Here is a 15,471-nt window from a genome sequence, read left to right as displayed (position 1 = left end):
AAGCCCAATAATACAGCTATGAAACTAACCCAAATCCTCACGGTGACGCTGGTGGCTGGCTTTTGTACCCTCGCTGTAGCGGCGGACAGCAGCGCGGAAAAAGCCGCCAAGGCCAAGGCTGCCGCCGAGGCCAAAGCCAGGGCCGACGCCGAGAAAAAAGCTCAGGAGGCGGCCAAGCGCGCCGCGGCTGAACAGTTGAAAGCCCAAAAGGAGGCGGAAGCCAAAGCCAAAAAGGCCGCCGAGGAACGCGCCAAGGCTGAGGCCAGAGCGCAAGCCGAAGCCAAACGCAAGGCCGAGCTGGGAGCCAAAGCCCAGGCTGAGGCCTCCAAAAAGGCCCAGGCCGAGATTAAACGTGAGGCCGAATTACAGGCCAAGGCGCAGGCCGAAGCAGCCCGCAAAGCCCAGGAGGCCGAAAAAGCCCGCGCCGCCGCCGAAGCCAAGGCCAAGCGGGAAATGGAAGCCAAGGCCAAAGCCGAGGCCGAAAAACAGGCCCGCGCCAAAGCCGAAGCCGAACGCCTGGCCAAGGCCGAGGCCGAGCGCAAAGCCGCCGAACAGGCCAAAGCCGCCAAGTTGCGCGAAGAACAGCGCAAGAAAGAAGAGGCCGCCCGCCGCAAACAGGAGGCGGAGATGCGGAAGAAGACCGCCCAACAGGCCGCGGCAACCAAACCCAAGACGCAACCTTCGACCGCCAAGGCCGCCCCTGCCAAAACAACCACCTCCAAAACCGCCACCACCCGGACTACTGCCGCCAAAACCACCAAACCTAAAGCCAATATCATGACCCCTGAGGAGGCCAACGCCGAGCTCCTCCGCAACCGCGATGCCGCACGCCGTGCCGCCGAAATCGGCGCCGCCGCCGCCCGCGCCCGCGCCGAGCAGGCCGCCCGTCAGGAGGCCGAAGCCAAGCTCCAAATCTTGCAACGCATGCGCACCACCGACACCGCCGCGCCCCCGCCGCCGCCGCCCGCCGCCAAACCGGCCGCCCCGGCGCCCGCCGCCAAACCCGCGGTCAAACCTGCTCCCGCCGCCCCCAAACGCACGGCCGATGATTCCAAACGCCTGGCGGAGGAAAAACGCCGCGCCGCCGAGCAGCAGAAAGCCGCCGCCAAGGCCAAGGCCGAAGCCGAAAAACGCGCCAGGGAAGAAGCCGCCGCCCGCGCCGCCGCGCAAAAGAAGGCCGAACAGGAGGCCGCCGCCCGCGCCGAAGCGGAGCGTAAAGCCAAGGCTGAAGCCGAGCGCAAGGCCAAGTTGGAGGCGGAAAAACGTGCCAAGGAAGAAGCCGCTGCCCGCGCGGCCGCCGAGAAAAAAGCTCGTGAGGAAGCTGCCGCCCGCGCCGCCGCCGAGAAAAAAGCGCGCGAAGAAGCCGCCAAAGCCACCAAGCCGCCCGTGGTGGAAAGCAAGCCCGTCAAAGTCGAACCTTCCGCGGCGGAAAAAGAGGCCGCCCGCCTGAAGGCGCAACAGGAGGTGGAGGCCAAAAAGGCCCAAAAAGCCCGTGAAGAAGCCCAGGCCAAAGAGCAGGCCCGCCTTCGCGCCGAGGCCAAGGCCCGCGAAGAGGCCGAAGCCCGCATTCGCCGCGAACAACAGGCCCGCCTCCGCGCCGAAATGAAGGCCCAGGAGGAGGCCCGCGCGCGTGAACAGGCCCGCCTCCGCGCCGAGGAAAAACGCAAAGCCGAGCTGCAGTTGCAGGCCCGCAAGGAAGCCGAGGCCCAGGCCAAGGCTGCCGCCAAAGCCGCCGAGGCGAAAAAAACCACGGCCAAAGCCCCCGCCGCCCCCGCCGCCACCAGCTCCGCCCGGAGCAAGGAGCAGCGCCTGGCTGAATTGTTGGAGCTTTATAAAGCCGACAAAATCACGCCCGCTGAATATCATCAGCGCCGCCAGCAAATCCTCAGCGGCAACTAATGCCCAACCCATTCATCAAAACCCGTCAGGATGGCCTGACGGGTTTTTTATTGGCCATCACCCCGCCGCTCTATGCGCCTTGAACTGCAGGGCTTGACCCGCCATTTCCCCGGCACCGCCCGGCCGGCCGTGGACAATTTCTCGCTGGTCATTCCCGCGGGCACGACCATGGTCCTCGCCGGCCCGTCGGGTTGTGGCAAAACCACCCTCCTCCGTCTCATCGCCGGCTTGGAACAGCCCGATGCCGGGGACATCCTCGCCGACGGCCAGACCTGGCATGGCCTCCCCCCGGAGCGGCGCCCCGTGGCCTTGGTTTTTCAAAACGGCGCCCTGTTTCCCCATTTGACCGTCCGCGAAAACCTGACCCTCGGACTCGTCCTGCGAAAAACGCCCCCCCCGCAAATCGCCGCCCGCCTGGCCGAAATCGTGAACCTCCTGGGACTTTCCGGCTTGTTGGGACGCTGGCCGGAACATCTCTCGGGCGGTGAACGCCAGCGCGTCGCCCTGGGCCGGGCGCTGATCCGGCGTCCCCAACTGCTGCTCCTGGACGAGCCCCTGGCCGGCCTCGACGCCCCACAGCGGCGCGCCTTGCGCGGCGAAATGATCCGCCTTTGCCGTCCCTGGGTCCCCACGCTCCTCTGGGTCACGCACGATCAGGAGGAAGCCCTCGAAATGGCTGACTGGCTCGGCATCATGCACGCCGGCCGGCTGCTCCAGTGCGGCCCCCCCGCGGAAGTTTGCCTCCGGCCTGCGAACCCCTTTGTCGCACAATTCCTGGCGCCCGTTTTAACCCCGCGCTCCTGGCCATGGCAGGCCGGCGCCGCCCCGGCGCAGGATACGGCACCCAAAGAACCACGCCCGTCAGCGACAGCCTAAAACCGGCACATCCGCTCCAGCTCGGCCATCCGTTGCTCGATCTCCGCGAGGGTCAAACGATCCGTGCGCTGCAAACCAAAACCTTCACAACAAAAACTGGCCACCACCGTCCCAAACATCACCGCCCGCCGCACGTTGCGTTTGATGCCCCCTTCGCTCGACGCCAGATAACCCACCAGCCCCCCCACAAACGAATCCCCGGCCCCCGTCGGATCCACCACTTTCCGCAGCGGATACGCCGGGGCCAGAAACAGCCCCTCCGGCCCCGACAGCATCGCCCCGTGCGAACCCTTCTTGATGATCACCCACGCCGGCCCCAGCCGGTGAATCCGCTCCGCCGCCACCCGCAGGTTGTCCGTTTTGGTGAGCATCTGCGCCTCACTCTCATTCAACACCAGCGCGTCCACCCGCTTCAGCAGCTTCAATAAATCCGGCAGCGCAATGTTCAACCACAAGTCCATCGTGTCCGCCACCACGAATCGGGGGCGCCGCACCTGTTCGAGCACCTCCAGTTGCAGGGCGGGCGAAACGTTGGCCAGCAGCACATACGGGGAATCCCGGTAGGCCGGCGGCAGGGCAGGGGAGAACTGCTCCAGCACGCCCAGCTCCGTCTTCAACGTGCGCCGCTGATTCATGTCCGCCAGGTATTCGCCCGACCAGTGAAAGGTCTTGCCCTCCGCCCGCTGCAACCCCTGCAAGTCTATGCCATGCCGCTCGTACAGCCGCCAGTAGGCCGCGGGAAAGTCGCTCCCCACCACCCCCACCAGCCGCACCGGTGCCACAAAACTCGCCGCCACCGCCGCATGACTGGCCGAGCCGCCCAGCAGCCGCGGATTTTCCCGCCGGGGCGTCTTGATGGAATCCAAGGCCGTGGTGCCGACAACGAGTACGCTCATGGTTTTCAATTTTTAACGCAGCAAAACTAAAAGACACCCCGCCCGCGCCGCAAGCTTTTACCACTCCGGATGCCCCGTCAGCTCCAAGTTGCATTCCCCATGGGCTTTGCTTCCTCCCTGAAAAACTGAACCAGCGGCCCAACGGCCCGCGCCTCTCCCCGTGGCCTCAATCCCGGCCTAGTCCGCAAACAAGTCGCGGATGGTGATCCCCAGTTTCGGCAGCAGGGCCTCGGTCAGCCGCTCCCGCCCCGCCAGAATGTGGCGCAGCGCCATGCCATACGGGCTCCCGTGGTACACTTCCACATTGTCATACCGCGGATCCACCATCCACAAACGCGGCAGGCGCGCCTCCTCGTACACATTCTTTTTCACCACCGTATCCGCCCGATGGTCATCCGAATCCACCACCTCCGCAATCAGCCACGCCTTGCCCGTCGCGCTCGTGACCAGCGTGATGTCCGGCCGCACTATCGTCCCCGGCCGCAACTCAATCGGCGCCCGCACCTCCAGCAGGCGGCTGGTGGTCACACCCTCCAGCGCCTCGGCCACCAGCGCATGCAGCCGCTCGCAGATCAGCTCATGGCGGGGACCCGGCGGATACCGCAGCAACGTCTCGCCATCCACCACTTCTTCGTAATAGTTCATGGGCGCGCAGGGGTTGGGCGATTCAACACCGGCCGCAGATATTGGCCGGTGTAAGATTGAGGACAGGCGGCCACTTCTTCCGGCGTCCCTTCCACCACGATCCGCCCCCCGCCGCTGCCGCCTTCCGGGCCTAAATCAATGATCCAGTCGGCCTCCGCAATCAAATCCAGGTTGTGTTCGATCACCACCACTGTGTGCCCGGCGTCCACCAGCCGGTGCAACACGTCCACCAGCCGCTGCACATCGGCCATGTGCAATCCAATCGTCGGCTCCTCCAGAATAAACACATCCCCTTTGGCCGTCTTGTTGCCCGGGGCACGACTCTCCCTCGTGGCGCTCAGCCCCCCCAGCAGATGCGTCACCAGCTTGACCCGCTGAGCCTCCCCGCCGCTCAGCGTCGGACTGGTCTGGCCCAGTTTGAGGTAATCCAGGCCGGTGTCATGCAGCGCCTCCAGCGCCCGCCGCACCCGCGGCACCGCCCCAAAAAACTCCAGGGCCTCCGCCACGCTCAGCTCCAGCACCTCGGCAATGTTCTTCCCCCCATACGTGACCTCCAGCGTTTCCGCATTGAAGCGCAAGCCCTGGCACCGGCTGCATTTGACCAGCGCCGGCGGCATGAAACTCATTTCCAGTTTGATCACTCCCGCCCCTTCGCACTCGGGACACCGGCCCTGCGCGCTGTTAAAACTGAAGCGCCCCGGCCCATAACCCCTCATGCGGGCCTCGGGCGTCTGCGCAAACAACGCCCGAATCTCATCCAAAAAACCCACATACGTCGCCGGCGTCGAGCGCGGCGTGCGCCCAATCGGCGATTGATCCACCTCATGCACCGCCCGCACCCGCGCCAGACCGGCCGTGATCTGCCCGCAGGCCTTCGCCGGCTCGCGTTGCTTCAACGCCGCCTGCAGCGCCGGCAATAAACAATCCCGGATCAGCGTGCTCTTCCCGGAGCCGCTGATGCCCGTGATCACCACCAAACGCTGCCACGGAAACCGCACCGTCAGATTTTGTAAATTGTGCCACCGGGCCCCCTTCAAGGTCAGATACTGCCCCGCCCGAAACTCCACCGGCCGCCGCTGACCCCGGCTCGGATGCGCCACCGGATGACTCAAACAATGCCCGGTGAGCGAATTCGGATGCCGCAGCAATTCCTGCAACGTGCCCGTGGCCACCACCTGCCCGCCATGGATGCCGGCCCCGGGGCCAAGATCCACAATGAAATCCGCCTGCCGCATCGTGGCGTCGTCGTGCTCCACCACAATGACCGAATTGCCCCGCCCCTTCAGCCGGGCCAAAACCCGCAACAATCGGTCATTATCCCGCGGATGCAGCCCAATCGTCGGCTCATCCAGTATGTACAACACCCCCGTCAGATTTGAGCCAAGCTGCGCCGCCAGCCGGATCCGCTGCGCTTCCCCACCCGAAAGACTCGGCACCCCCCGGCCCAGCTCCAAATACCCCAGCCCCACCTCCTGCAAAAACCGCAGGCGCTCGCGTATCTCCGGCAGAATGTCTCGCGCAATCCGGGCCGCATCCCCCTCAAACTCCAGCTTCTCAAAATATTCCTGCGCCTCCGCAATCGTCATCCGCCCGAAGGTTTCTATCGTGGGCGCCCGGGCCAGCTCCCGATCCGTGGCCTCCGGATCCGTCGGCAGGCGCACCGCCCGCGCAACCGGATTCAACCGCGCCCCGTGACACGCCGGACACAGCTCCCGCCGGCCCTCCATCCACTCATACCACGATTCCTCAATCGCCTCCGCCCGCGCCCCACGATCCACCTCCGGCATCTCAAAAATCTCCCCAAAACCCCGGCATTCGGGACACCACCCCACCGCCGAATTGTAGCTGAAGTGCTTCGGATCCAGCGCCTCAAACGATCGCCCACAGTGGGCGCAGCACCGCTCCGTCGAATACACCACCAGCCGCCGCCTGGCATCCAGCGTCATCAGCGTCCCTCGCCCCACCTCCAATGCCTCCAGCAATAGTTTTTTCCCGGCCTCCTCCGCCGCGGTGCCGGCGGTCCGCCCGCGGGGCCTCGCCAGACGCCCAATCGCCGCCTCAATGGTGTGCTCCCGATAACGATCCAGCCGCAATTCCGGCGTGACCTCCATCAGCTTGCCGTCCACCCGCAACTGGCTGTATCCCCGCCGGTGCGCCCACTGCCCAATGTCGGAATGAAACCCCTTCCGATGCCGCACCAGCGGCGCCAGCACCAGCAGCTCCCCCTGCCGCGCCACCTCGCGCCATACCCGCTGGCACACCTCCTCCGCGCTCTGCCGGCGCACCGGCGCCTGGCAGTCGGGACAAAAAATCACGCCCAGCCGCGCAAACAACAACCGCAGAAAATGTTGAATCTCCGTGACCGTGGCCACCGTGCTTTTGCCCCCGCCCCGGCTGTTGCGCTGCTCAATGCTCACCGTCGGCGGCAGCCCGGCGATCAAATCCACCTCCGGCCGGCTCAGTTGCTCCACAAACTGCCGCGCATACGTGTTCATGGAATCCAGAAAGCGCCGCTGGCCCTCCGCAAACAGCAAATCAAACGCCAGCGTGCTCTTGCCCGAACCGCTCACCCCCGTGATCACCACCAGTTGCCCCCGCGGAATGGCCAGCGAAATATTCTTCAGGTTATGCTCACGCGCCCCCTGAATCCAGATGCACCCGCCATGGTCCATGTCTTCTCGCCCACGCACACCCTATCAGTACCACTATTTTCCGGATTCTCAACGTCCAACTCCGTCCCCGCTCGCGGCCCGGCAGGGCAGGGGACGCCCCCGGCCTGCGCTGAGGTACTCCGCCCCCTGGCTCCTCGCCCCAATTTTCTCAGCACGGCCACCCCTGCCTTCTCAGCCGGCCACGCCTGCCGACGGAAATAGCATGGCCTCCCCATACACCTCCTCGAAGCCCGCACACTCATGCAGGGAGATATGCCGGCCTGCCCGCCGCAACTCAGGATACCCCTCCAGCACGCGCTCCCACTCAAACAACGCCAGTTTCGCCCCGCGCAGCGCCGTATTGCCCGCCGGCGTCACCTTCTCCGGCGGCAGCGGCAGCAACCCGATGCGATAGGCACTCGCCCGGCTGATGTAATTGCCAAACGCCCCCGCCAGCCACACGTTCTCCAACTCGCTCAGCTCGGCGCCCTGTTGCTGCAGCAACAGCCGAATCCCCGCCGCTATCGCCCCTTTCGCCAGTTGCAATTCCCGCACGTCCTGTTGCGTCAGGCCAAGCCCCGCGGCCAAGGGCAGAAGGCTCCCACACGTCAACCGTCCTGACGGCGCAATCCAGTTTAATTCCAACCCCGCTGCCACTGCGTCCACCAGCCCGCTGCCACACACCCCCCGCGGCGGCCCTCCCCCCAACGTGTGACATTCTACCCCGCCATTTTTCACTGCCACCGCAGAAATCGCGCCCGCGTCGGCCCGCATCCCGCACGAAATGCGTGCCCCTTCAAAGGCCGGCCCCGCGGCGGTGGAAGCGCAGAGAAATCCCTCCTTGTTGCCCAGCACCATCTCCCCATTGGTGCCCAAATCCATCAGCAACCCCAGTCCGCTTTGCCGGTGCAGCCCCGTGGCCAGCAGGCCCGCCAGAATATCACTCCCCACAAACCCGCCCAGGCACGGTAAAAACGCAATGCTCACGTGATCTGGCAGCATCCACCTCAGCTCGAAGGGACTGAAAACCAAGGTCTCCTCCCTTTCCGGCACGAAAGGATGGCGGGCCAGCGGCGCAAGCTGCAACCCGCCAAAAAGATGATGCATCACCGTGTTCCCCACCAGCGCAATCCGCCGCAGCCGCTCGGGAGACGCATGGGCCTCGATAATTAAATCCGTGAGCATGTCGCTGATCTTCTCACGGATCATCCGCGTCAGCCTTTTGGCGCCCTCGGGCTGCAGCGCGTATTCCACCCGGCTCATGATGTCCGCCCCATGCCGCGCCTGGGGATTCAGCCCCGTCGCCACAGCCAGCACGTGGCCCTTCTCCATGTCAATGAGTTGCGCCGCCAGCGTGGTGGTGCCCACATCCACCGCTATCCCCAAACCCTCCTGCGGCTCGAAAGGAAATGGCGCCTCATCCTGCAGCACCGAAGCCTCCCATTGCGCCATCTCCAGCCGCAAGGGGCCGGTCACGGCATGCCGGCAGCTCAGCCGCCAGCCCTCGGCCAGCCTGCCCGATCCCAGCAAACGCTCCTCCTCCGGCGTCGGCCGCAGCTCCCCCTCCAACAACTTCACCCGGCAGCCACGGCACTTGCCCCGCCCACCACAGGGAAACTCCACCCCCAGCGGAAACAACACATCCGCCAGCGCCGCGCCCGCCTCCGCCTCCACCTTGCGCCCCCAGGGAAGCAACTCGACTGGGTAATGAACCTTCATGGGGTGCAAGGACGGCTTCGGCGCCAGCCCCTCATCCCGGGGCGGCTCCGGCCCCCGCTCAGACGGTCATAATCTCTTTTTCTTTGTGGGCCAGATGCTGGTCAATCTTCTGGATGTAAGTGTCGTGCAGCTTCTGCAAATCTTTCTCGGCGTGCTCCACGTCCTCCTCACTGACCCCGCCTTGTTTGGACTCCTTCTTGATATGCTCCAGCGCGTCGCGGCGAATGTGCCGGATCGCAATCCGGGATTCTTCCGCCATCTTGTGCGCCACCTTGACCAGCTCCTTGCGGCGCTCCTCGCTCAGCTCCGGAAACACCAGGCGGATGACCTTGCCTTGCACCACCGGATTCAATCCAATGTTGGCCTTCTGGATCGCCTTCTCTATCGCCGACGTCGTGCTCGCATCCCACGGCTGGATCACCAGCATCCGCGGCTCCGGCGAGGTGATGCCCGCCAGCTCCCGTATCCGCATCACCGACCCGCCATACACCTCGGCGGTGATGTTCTCCACCAGGGCCGGCGAGGCCTTGCCCGTCCGCAGCCCCGCAAATTCACGATGCAAAACCTCCTCGGTCTTGATCATTTTCTCTTCCGCTTCCAATAAGATGTCGTCGAGTGCCATAGGTTCTGAAGGCTACAACTACCAAAGAGCCGCCCCGCTGGCAAGCGCCGGTTCTCCCTCGCCGCCCCCGCCGGCCCTCCCTTGCCGCCTCCCCATCCACCCCGCGCGTTGACGAAGCAAAGCCGGTTCATTACATTATCGCCGCTGACTTGTTCATTAACGTTTTTGGGTGTTTCAGGGACTTTATGACCGCACCGAGCCAGACGGTGATCGAGGTGGAAAACCTGGTGGTGGAATACCCCGCCCGCGAGCGCAACAGCCCACCCGTCCGGGCCGTGGATGGCCTCAACCTCCAGGTGCGCCAAGGCGAGGTGTTTGGCTTCCTCGGCCCCAACGGCGCCGGCAAAACCACCACCATGCAGGTCCTCCTGGGCTTCCTGCCCCCCACCCGCGGCGCCGCCCGCCTCTTCGGCACCGATGTCCGCCAGCCCATCGCCCGCCAGCGCCTGGGCTACCTCCCCGAAATGACCTACTACTACAAGTTCCTCACCGCCGAGGAGCTCCTGCAGTTTTATGCCGACCTCTTCCAACTCCCGCCCGATACCGCCCGCCGCCGCATTGACGAGTTGTTGCAACTGGTGGAACTGAACCACGTCCGCAAGCGCCTCATCCGCACCTATTCCAAAGGCATGCAGCAGCGCGTCGGCCTCGCCCAGGCCCTCATCAATGACCCCGATCTGCTCATCCTCGACGAACCCACCAGCGGCCTCGACCCCTTGGGCCGCATGAAAGTGCGCGACATCATCCAGCGCCTCAAAAACCAGGGTAAAACCGTCCTCTTCTCCTCCCACGAGCTGGGCGAAGTCGAGCTGGTCTGCGACCGCGTCGCCATCCTCCACCAGGGCCGCTTGCGCGCGGTGGGGGCCGTCAAGGATTTGCTCGGCCAGTATCAAATGAATCTCGAGCAGGTCTTCCTGCATCTGGTGGGATTCTCGGAGCCAAAGGAGGTTGCCCCATGAAAATCATCTGGGCCATGGCCCGCGTAGTGATTCTGGAACTGATCCGGCGCAAGGATTTCTATGTGCTCTTTACCCTCGCCGCCGTCCTCACCCTCCTGGCCGGTTCCGTTAACATCTTTGATGACCGCCAGATCGCCCGCTACGTCGTGGAGCTGAACTATCTGCTCGTCATGCTCTCCAGCCTGGTCATCGCCGTCACCACCACCGCCCGCCAGATCCCCGCCGAATTCGAGCAGCGCACCATCCTCTCCCTGCTCGCCAAACCGGTTTCTCGCGCCCAGGTGCTCGCCGGCAAATTCGCCGGCGCCTGGATCGCCTGCGGCCTCTGCCTCATCGTCTTTTATCTTTTCATGATGCTGCTCACCTACTCCAAACAACATGGCCTCGGCTTGCCCCTCCTCATTCAAGCGGCCTGGCTGCACTGGATCATGTTGGGCGTGGTGATCGGCCTCGCCCTGGCCGGCTCGCTCGTCTTCGCCGCGCCTTCCTCCAACGCCACCATCTGCCTCGTCGTCGTCGTCGGTTTGCTGGGCGTCGGACGGTATCTCGACAAGCTGGCCCTGGCCACCGCCGAGCCGCTCCAATCCCTTCTGCTCGCCGCTTACTACGCGCTCCCCCACCTCGAGTTTTTTGATCTGCGGGAGCTGTTGATCCACCATTGGCCCCCGCCGCCCTGGTGGGCCGTGGGCCTGGCCACCCTTTACGGCCTGTTCTACATGGCCTTGCTCTACGCCCTGAGCTGCTGGCTGTTCCAACGCAAGCGCACCCAATGAGCATGATCCGACCCCCGTTCATCCTCGCGCTGCTGGCGGCCGGGGCCTTGACCCTCGCCACGCTCCTCGGACGCCTCGGCTGGGCCGCCTCGCTCACCCCGCGCCAGAGCGACTCCCTGACCGCCGTCTTTCTGGGCGAAACCCGCAAACTCCTGGCCAATCACTTCTTCATCAAAGCCGACGCCTACTTCCACGGAGGCTATTATCCCTCCATCTTCGACAACCAAAACGCCTATCAAACCGCCCACTTCGTCGAGGACGCCGGCCACGCCCCCAGCCAGAACGAGGGCGACGAGCACGATTTCCTTGGCCGCCCCCGCAACTGGCTGGACCGCTTCGGCCGCCATTTCTATCCCTCAGAGCACATCCATCTCGGCGAAAACAGCAAGCACCGCCACGAGGGGCACGGCGAAGAGCGCGAAATCCTCCCCTGGATGCGCCTGGCCGCCACCCTCGACCCCGAAAATCCGGTGACCTATGCCGCCACCGCCTACTGGCTCCGCCGCATGGGCAAGGCCCAACAGGCCGAGCAATTCTTGCGCGAAGGCTTGCGCCATCTGCCGGGCGATCCCCAAATCCTTTTCGAGCTGGGCCAAATCCACCGGGAAATCAACCAGGACCCCAACAAGGCCCGCAACCTCTGGGAGGCCGCCCTCCGCCGCTGGGACGAACGCGAAGCCCCCAAGCCCGAACCAAATGTCTTCCTCCTCAATCAAATCCTCGCCAACCTGGCCAAAATGGAGGAGGAAACCGGCCGCACGCAGCGGGCACTGGAATTATTGCAGCGGCTCAAGCAGATCTCGCCCTACCCGCAGGCCATTGAGGAATGGCGCCAACGCCTGCAATCCGGCGCCCCGCCACCTTGACCCTCCCTTTATTGCCCGCAGCCCGCGGCTCACGAAATCACCATCGCCCACACCTTCACCGCGGGCTCATCGGCCAGCCGCCGCCGCAGAAAATCCACAATCTGATCGCTCAGTTGCTCGCAATCCGGCGTCCAGCGCCGCGTGCCGCGCAGATGCTTCACACAGGCGCGCAGCCCATGCAGCCGCAACAATCGCGGCGATTTCCCCAGCGCCTTGCGCAGCTCTTGTTGCAGTGACGGGAAAAACACCAGCTCGCAGCCGCCCGAAACCTCCGTGGCCAGCCGAAATAAATCCATCTCCGCCGCCCGCATCTTCAGTTGTCCCTTGGCCGTCCATTGCAGCCCAAAGGACTTCAACGCCTGCTCCAGCGCCTGGATGAATTCCCCCAGCGTGATCGTCTCCCGTCCTTGCTCGTGTTTGAAATAATGCAACACCGCCGCCGTGGCCTGCCGCACCAGCTCCCGCGTCCCGGGTCCAAAAACATCGCCCAATATTTCCGCCGCCAGCTTCTCCACATGGGCAGGCTGTCCTTCGCCGTGGTCTTCAAACACCAGGCAATCGGAGTGTAGCTGTATCATTTTTTATCTCCAATTTCTTCACCGCCTGCACAAAGTCCGTGGCTTCCTGAAAACGGCGGTACACGCTGGCATACCGAACATACGCCACTTCATCCACCTCGCGCAACACATTCATTACTTTTTCCCCAATCGCCGTCGAGGGCACCTCCGATTCAAACTCGGCCGCAATCTGGTCCAGGACCCGGCTGCCAATGTCATGCAGTTGTTCGTTGCTGATCGGCCGCTTCTCAAACGCCTTCTGAATCCCGGCCATCAATTTGTCCCGGCTCAACACCTCCCGCCGCCCATCCCGCTTGACCACCATCAAATGCGTATGCTCTATCTCCTCGTAGGTGGTAAAACGATGCCCGCATTTCAGACATTCACGCCGCCGGCGAATAGTCGCCCCCTCGCGCGAACTGCGCGAATCAATCACCTTGTCATCTTGACCACCGCACTTGGGGCAACGCATAAATTAACCATCAATAACCAACCCCACAGGTAGTGCCACAAGCCAAATAAATACACAAGCCCTAGCGGTGTCAATGCTCAATTTTCCCCACGCCATTGCTCCTCCCTCGGCTGCCCCTCCCGGCTCTGCGCCAGGCCCCCTCCCGTCATTTGTTTTATCCCACATCCCACTCCCCCCAGCCCCTGCCGGAATCCTCTCCAGCCCGATAAGTATCTGGCGCGAATCCTGCCTGCCCCCGCCGCTCCGCCGGAATCCACGCAATTTTTTACTGCTCCCGCCCGCCGGTTGGGGCATAATGCCGAAGCTATGATTCTGACCGAGGCCGAGCTGTTAAGTCTGGTTCAACTGCAGCATCCCAATCCGCATCAATTGTTGGGGATGCATCCCCTGGGGGACGGCCTGGGGGTGGTGGCCCGCGCCATGATCCCGGATGCCGCCAAAGTCGAGCTGCGGCCCGTGCACGAACCCTCCAAACCCTCATTCGAATTAAAACTCATTCATCCCGCCGGCATCTTCGAGGGCTTGACCACCCAGACCCGGCAGGTGTACGCCTACGATCTGCTCATCACCGATCGCCAGGGGCGCACCCGCATCACCCGCGATCCCTATTCCTTTCTCCCCTCCTTGGGCGAGGCAGACCTGTACCTGTTCAATCAAGGCAACGAGCGCCGCATTTACGACAAGCTGGGCGCCCAACTGAAGACCTTCGACGGCGTCTCCGGCACATCCTTCGCCGTCTGGGCGCCCAACGCCGCCCGCGTCAGCGTCGTCGGCGATTTTAACGGCTGGGACGGCCGCTTTCATCCCATGCGCCTCATGGGCCTTTCCGGCGTCTGGGAAATCTTCATCCCCGGCGTCGGCGAAGGCGCCCATTACAAGTTTGAAATCCGCGATGTCCACGGCAACGTCCGCCTCCGCGCCGATCCCTACGGATTCTTCTTCGAAGTCGCCCCCAAAAATGCCTCCATCGTCTGGAACAACCGCCGCTTTGCCTGGTCCGACGACGCCTGGCTCAAACACCGCCGCGAAGCCAATCCCTTCAAGTCGCCCATGAGCATCTATGAAGTGCACCTGGGCTCCTGGCGCAAAAAAAGCATCGCCGAATCCTTCGGCTACCGCGAGCTCGCCGGCCCGCTCATTGACTACGTGCGCCAGATGGGCTTCACCCACGTCGAGTTTCTGCCCGTCAGCGAGCATGCCTACTATCCCTCCTGGGGCTATCAGGTCACCGGTTTTTATGCCCCCACCAGCCGCTACGGCACCCCCGACGATTTCCAGTACCTCGTCAACGCCCTCCACGAGGCCGGCATCGGCGTACTGGTGGACTGGGTGCCCGCCCATTTCCCGCGCGACGAATGGGCCCTGGCCCGCTTTGACGGCACCGCCCTCTACGAGCATGAAGACCCCCGCAAGGGCGCCCATGCCGACTGGGGCACGCTCATCTTCAATTACAGCCGCCACGAGGTCCGCAATTTCCTCGCCGCCAACGCCCTCTTCTGGTGTGACCGCTTCCACATTGACGGCCTCCGCGTGGACGCCGTCGCCTCCATGCTCTACCTCGACTACTCCCGCAAACCCGGCGAATGGGTGCCCAATCCTTACGGCGGCAACGAAAACCTCGAAGCCGTCGAGTTCTTGCGGCACTTCAATCACCTCGTCCACACCGAGCATCCCGGCGTCGTGACCATCGCCGAGGAGTCCACCGCCTGGCCCCAGGTCACCCGCCCCGATTACCTCGGCGGCCTCGGCTTCTCCTTCAAGTGGAACATGGGCTGGATGCACGACACGCTCAACTACTTCAAACGCGATCCCATCTACCGCAAATACCACCACAACGACCTCACGTTTGCCATGATTTACCACTACTCCGAAAACTTCATCCTGCCCCTCTCCCATGATGAAGTGGTCCATGGCAAACGCTCCCTCCTCGGGCGCATGCCCGGCGACGACTGGCAGCGCTTCGCCAACCTCCGCGCCTTGCTCGCCTATCAATGGCTCTTCCCCGGCAAAAAATTGCTCTTCATGGGCGGCGAATTCGGCCAGAGCGGCGAATGGAATGAAAACAGCGGCCTCCAATGGTGGCTCCTCGACGAAGGCCCCTATCACCGCGGCGTCCAGCGCTTCGTCCAGGACCTCAATCAACTCTACCGCCAGGAACCGGCCCTCTGGCAGGGCGACTACGACCGCGAAGGTTTCTTCTGGGTGGACTGCAACGACGCCGAGCACAGCGTCCTCTCCTTCATGCGCCAAACCCCTGACGGCGCCACCCAGTTGTTGGTGATCCTCAATCTCACCCCCGTGCCCCGCGACCATTCCCGCGTCGGCTTGACCCGCCCCGGCTTCTGGCAGGAGGTCCTGAACAGCGACTCCGCCATCTACGGCGGCTCCAACCAGGGCAACCTCGGCGGCGTCCAGGCCGAGCCTTATTGCGTGCATCACCAGCCCTTTTCCGCCGCCATCCTGCTGCCCCCGCTCTCCGTGGTCGTGTTCAAAAGCCCCCCGGTTTAGACACCACCCCCAGCCGCCGCGCCGGCTG

Annotated in this window: 13 protein-coding genes; 6 read left to right on the top strand and 7 right to left on the bottom strand. The window is 64.0% G+C overall.

What is annotated here, in order from left to right; genetic code table 11:
- Positions 1-18: 18 nt before the first annotated feature.
- Both N3J91_10985 and N3J91_10980 read left to right on the top strand, forming a co-directional pair.
- Positions 19-1,899: a hypothetical protein gene (locus tag N3J91_10985; protein ID MCX8156951.1), complete on the top strand. Its 1,881-nt coding sequence runs from the start codon at positions 19-21 to the stop codon at positions 1,897-1,899.
- A gap of 72 nt (positions 1,900-1,971) precedes the next feature.
- Positions 1,972-2,775, top strand: a complete 804-nt coding sequence (locus tag N3J91_10980) for an ABC transporter ATP-binding protein (GenBank protein MCX8156950.1) — start codon at positions 1,972-1,974, stop codon at positions 2,773-2,775.
- On the opposite strand, the gene N3J91_10975 is transcribed toward N3J91_10980, so the two are convergent.
- The 5 genes from N3J91_10975 to frr form a co-directional block, all read right to left on the bottom strand.
- The gene (locus N3J91_10975; protein MCX8156949.1) at positions 2,772-3,671 is read right to left on the bottom strand and encodes a PfkB family carbohydrate kinase; all 900 of its coding nucleotides are present in this window, start codon (positions 3,669-3,671) and stop codon (positions 2,772-2,774) included. The genes N3J91_10980 and N3J91_10975 overlap by 4 nt on opposite strands.
- A 177-nt stretch (positions 3,672-3,848) precedes the next feature.
- A complete protein-coding gene (locus N3J91_10970) occupies positions 3,849-4,316 on the bottom strand; it encodes a Uma2 family endonuclease (protein MCX8156948.1) in 468 nt (155 codons plus the stop codon).
- Positions 4,313-7,006, bottom strand: coding sequence for an ATP-binding cassette domain-containing protein (locus N3J91_10965; protein MCX8156947.1), 2,694 nt, complete (start codon positions 7,004-7,006; stop codon positions 4,313-4,315). The genes N3J91_10970 and N3J91_10965 overlap by 4 nt, the downstream gene beginning before the upstream one ends.
- Before the next feature lie 153 nt (positions 7,007-7,159).
- On the bottom strand, positions 7,160-8,686 hold the full coding sequence (locus tag N3J91_10960) for an ASKHA domain-containing protein (protein MCX8156946.1): 1,527 nt from the start codon (positions 8,684-8,686) through the stop codon (positions 7,160-7,162).
- A 58-nt stretch (positions 8,687-8,744) separates the two neighbouring features.
- Complete coding sequence (gene frr / locus N3J91_10955) at positions 8,745-9,308, bottom strand: ribosome recycling factor (GenBank protein ID MCX8156945.1); 564 nt, start codon at positions 9,306-9,308, stop codon at positions 8,745-8,747.
- Between the two features lie 185 nt (positions 9,309-9,493).
- Here frr and N3J91_10950 point away from each other — a divergent pair, with 185 nt between their 5' ends.
- Genes N3J91_10950 through N3J91_10940 form a run of 3 tightly spaced genes read left to right on the top strand, consistent with a single transcriptional unit; the run spans position 9,494 to position 11,906 of the window.
- Positions 9,494-10,267 carry an ABC transporter ATP-binding protein gene (locus N3J91_10950; protein ID MCX8156944.1) on the top strand — a complete coding sequence of 258 codons (774 nt, stop codon included), beginning with the start codon at positions 9,494-9,496 and terminating at the stop codon, positions 10,265-10,267.
- A complete protein-coding gene (locus N3J91_10945) occupies positions 10,264-11,040 on the top strand; it encodes an ABC transporter permease (GenBank protein MCX8156943.1) in 777 nt (258 codons plus the stop codon). The genes N3J91_10950 and N3J91_10945 overlap by 4 nt, the downstream gene beginning before the upstream one ends.
- A 2-nt stretch (positions 11,041-11,042) precedes the next feature.
- A complete protein-coding gene (locus tag N3J91_10940; protein ID MCX8156942.1) occupies positions 11,043-11,906 on the top strand; it encodes a hypothetical protein in 864 nt (287 codons plus the stop codon).
- 29 nt (positions 11,907-11,935) lie between these two features.
- Here the strand turns inward: N3J91_10940 and N3J91_10935 are convergent, their stop codons facing one another.
- Both N3J91_10935 and nrdR read right to left on the bottom strand, forming a co-directional pair.
- The gene (locus N3J91_10935) at positions 11,936-12,484 is read right to left on the bottom strand and encodes a hypothetical protein (protein ID MCX8156941.1); all 549 of its coding nucleotides are present in this window, start codon (positions 12,482-12,484) and stop codon (positions 11,936-11,938) included.
- Positions 12,450-12,935 (bottom strand): transcriptional regulator NrdR, encoded by a 486-nt coding sequence (gene nrdR / locus N3J91_10930; protein MCX8156940.1) that lies wholly within the window; start codon positions 12,933-12,935, stop codon positions 12,450-12,452. Before nrdR ends, N3J91_10935 begins: the two co-directional genes overlap by 35 nt.
- 306 nt (positions 12,936-13,241) lie before the next feature.
- On the opposite strand from nrdR, the gene glgB reads away from it, so the two are divergent.
- Positions 13,242-15,443, top strand: coding sequence for a 1,4-alpha-glucan branching protein GlgB (gene glgB, locus N3J91_10925; protein ID MCX8156939.1), 2,202 nt, complete (start codon positions 13,242-13,244; stop codon positions 15,441-15,443).
- The last annotated feature ends 28 nt before the right edge of the window (positions 15,444-15,471 follow it).

This window comes from Verrucomicrobiia bacterium (genome assembly GCA_026414565.1).
Taxonomy (GTDB): Bacteria; Verrucomicrobiota; Verrucomicrobiia; order Limisphaerales; family Fontisphaeraceae; genus Fontisphaera.
This window is presented reverse-complemented; position numbering and strand designations above follow the sequence as displayed.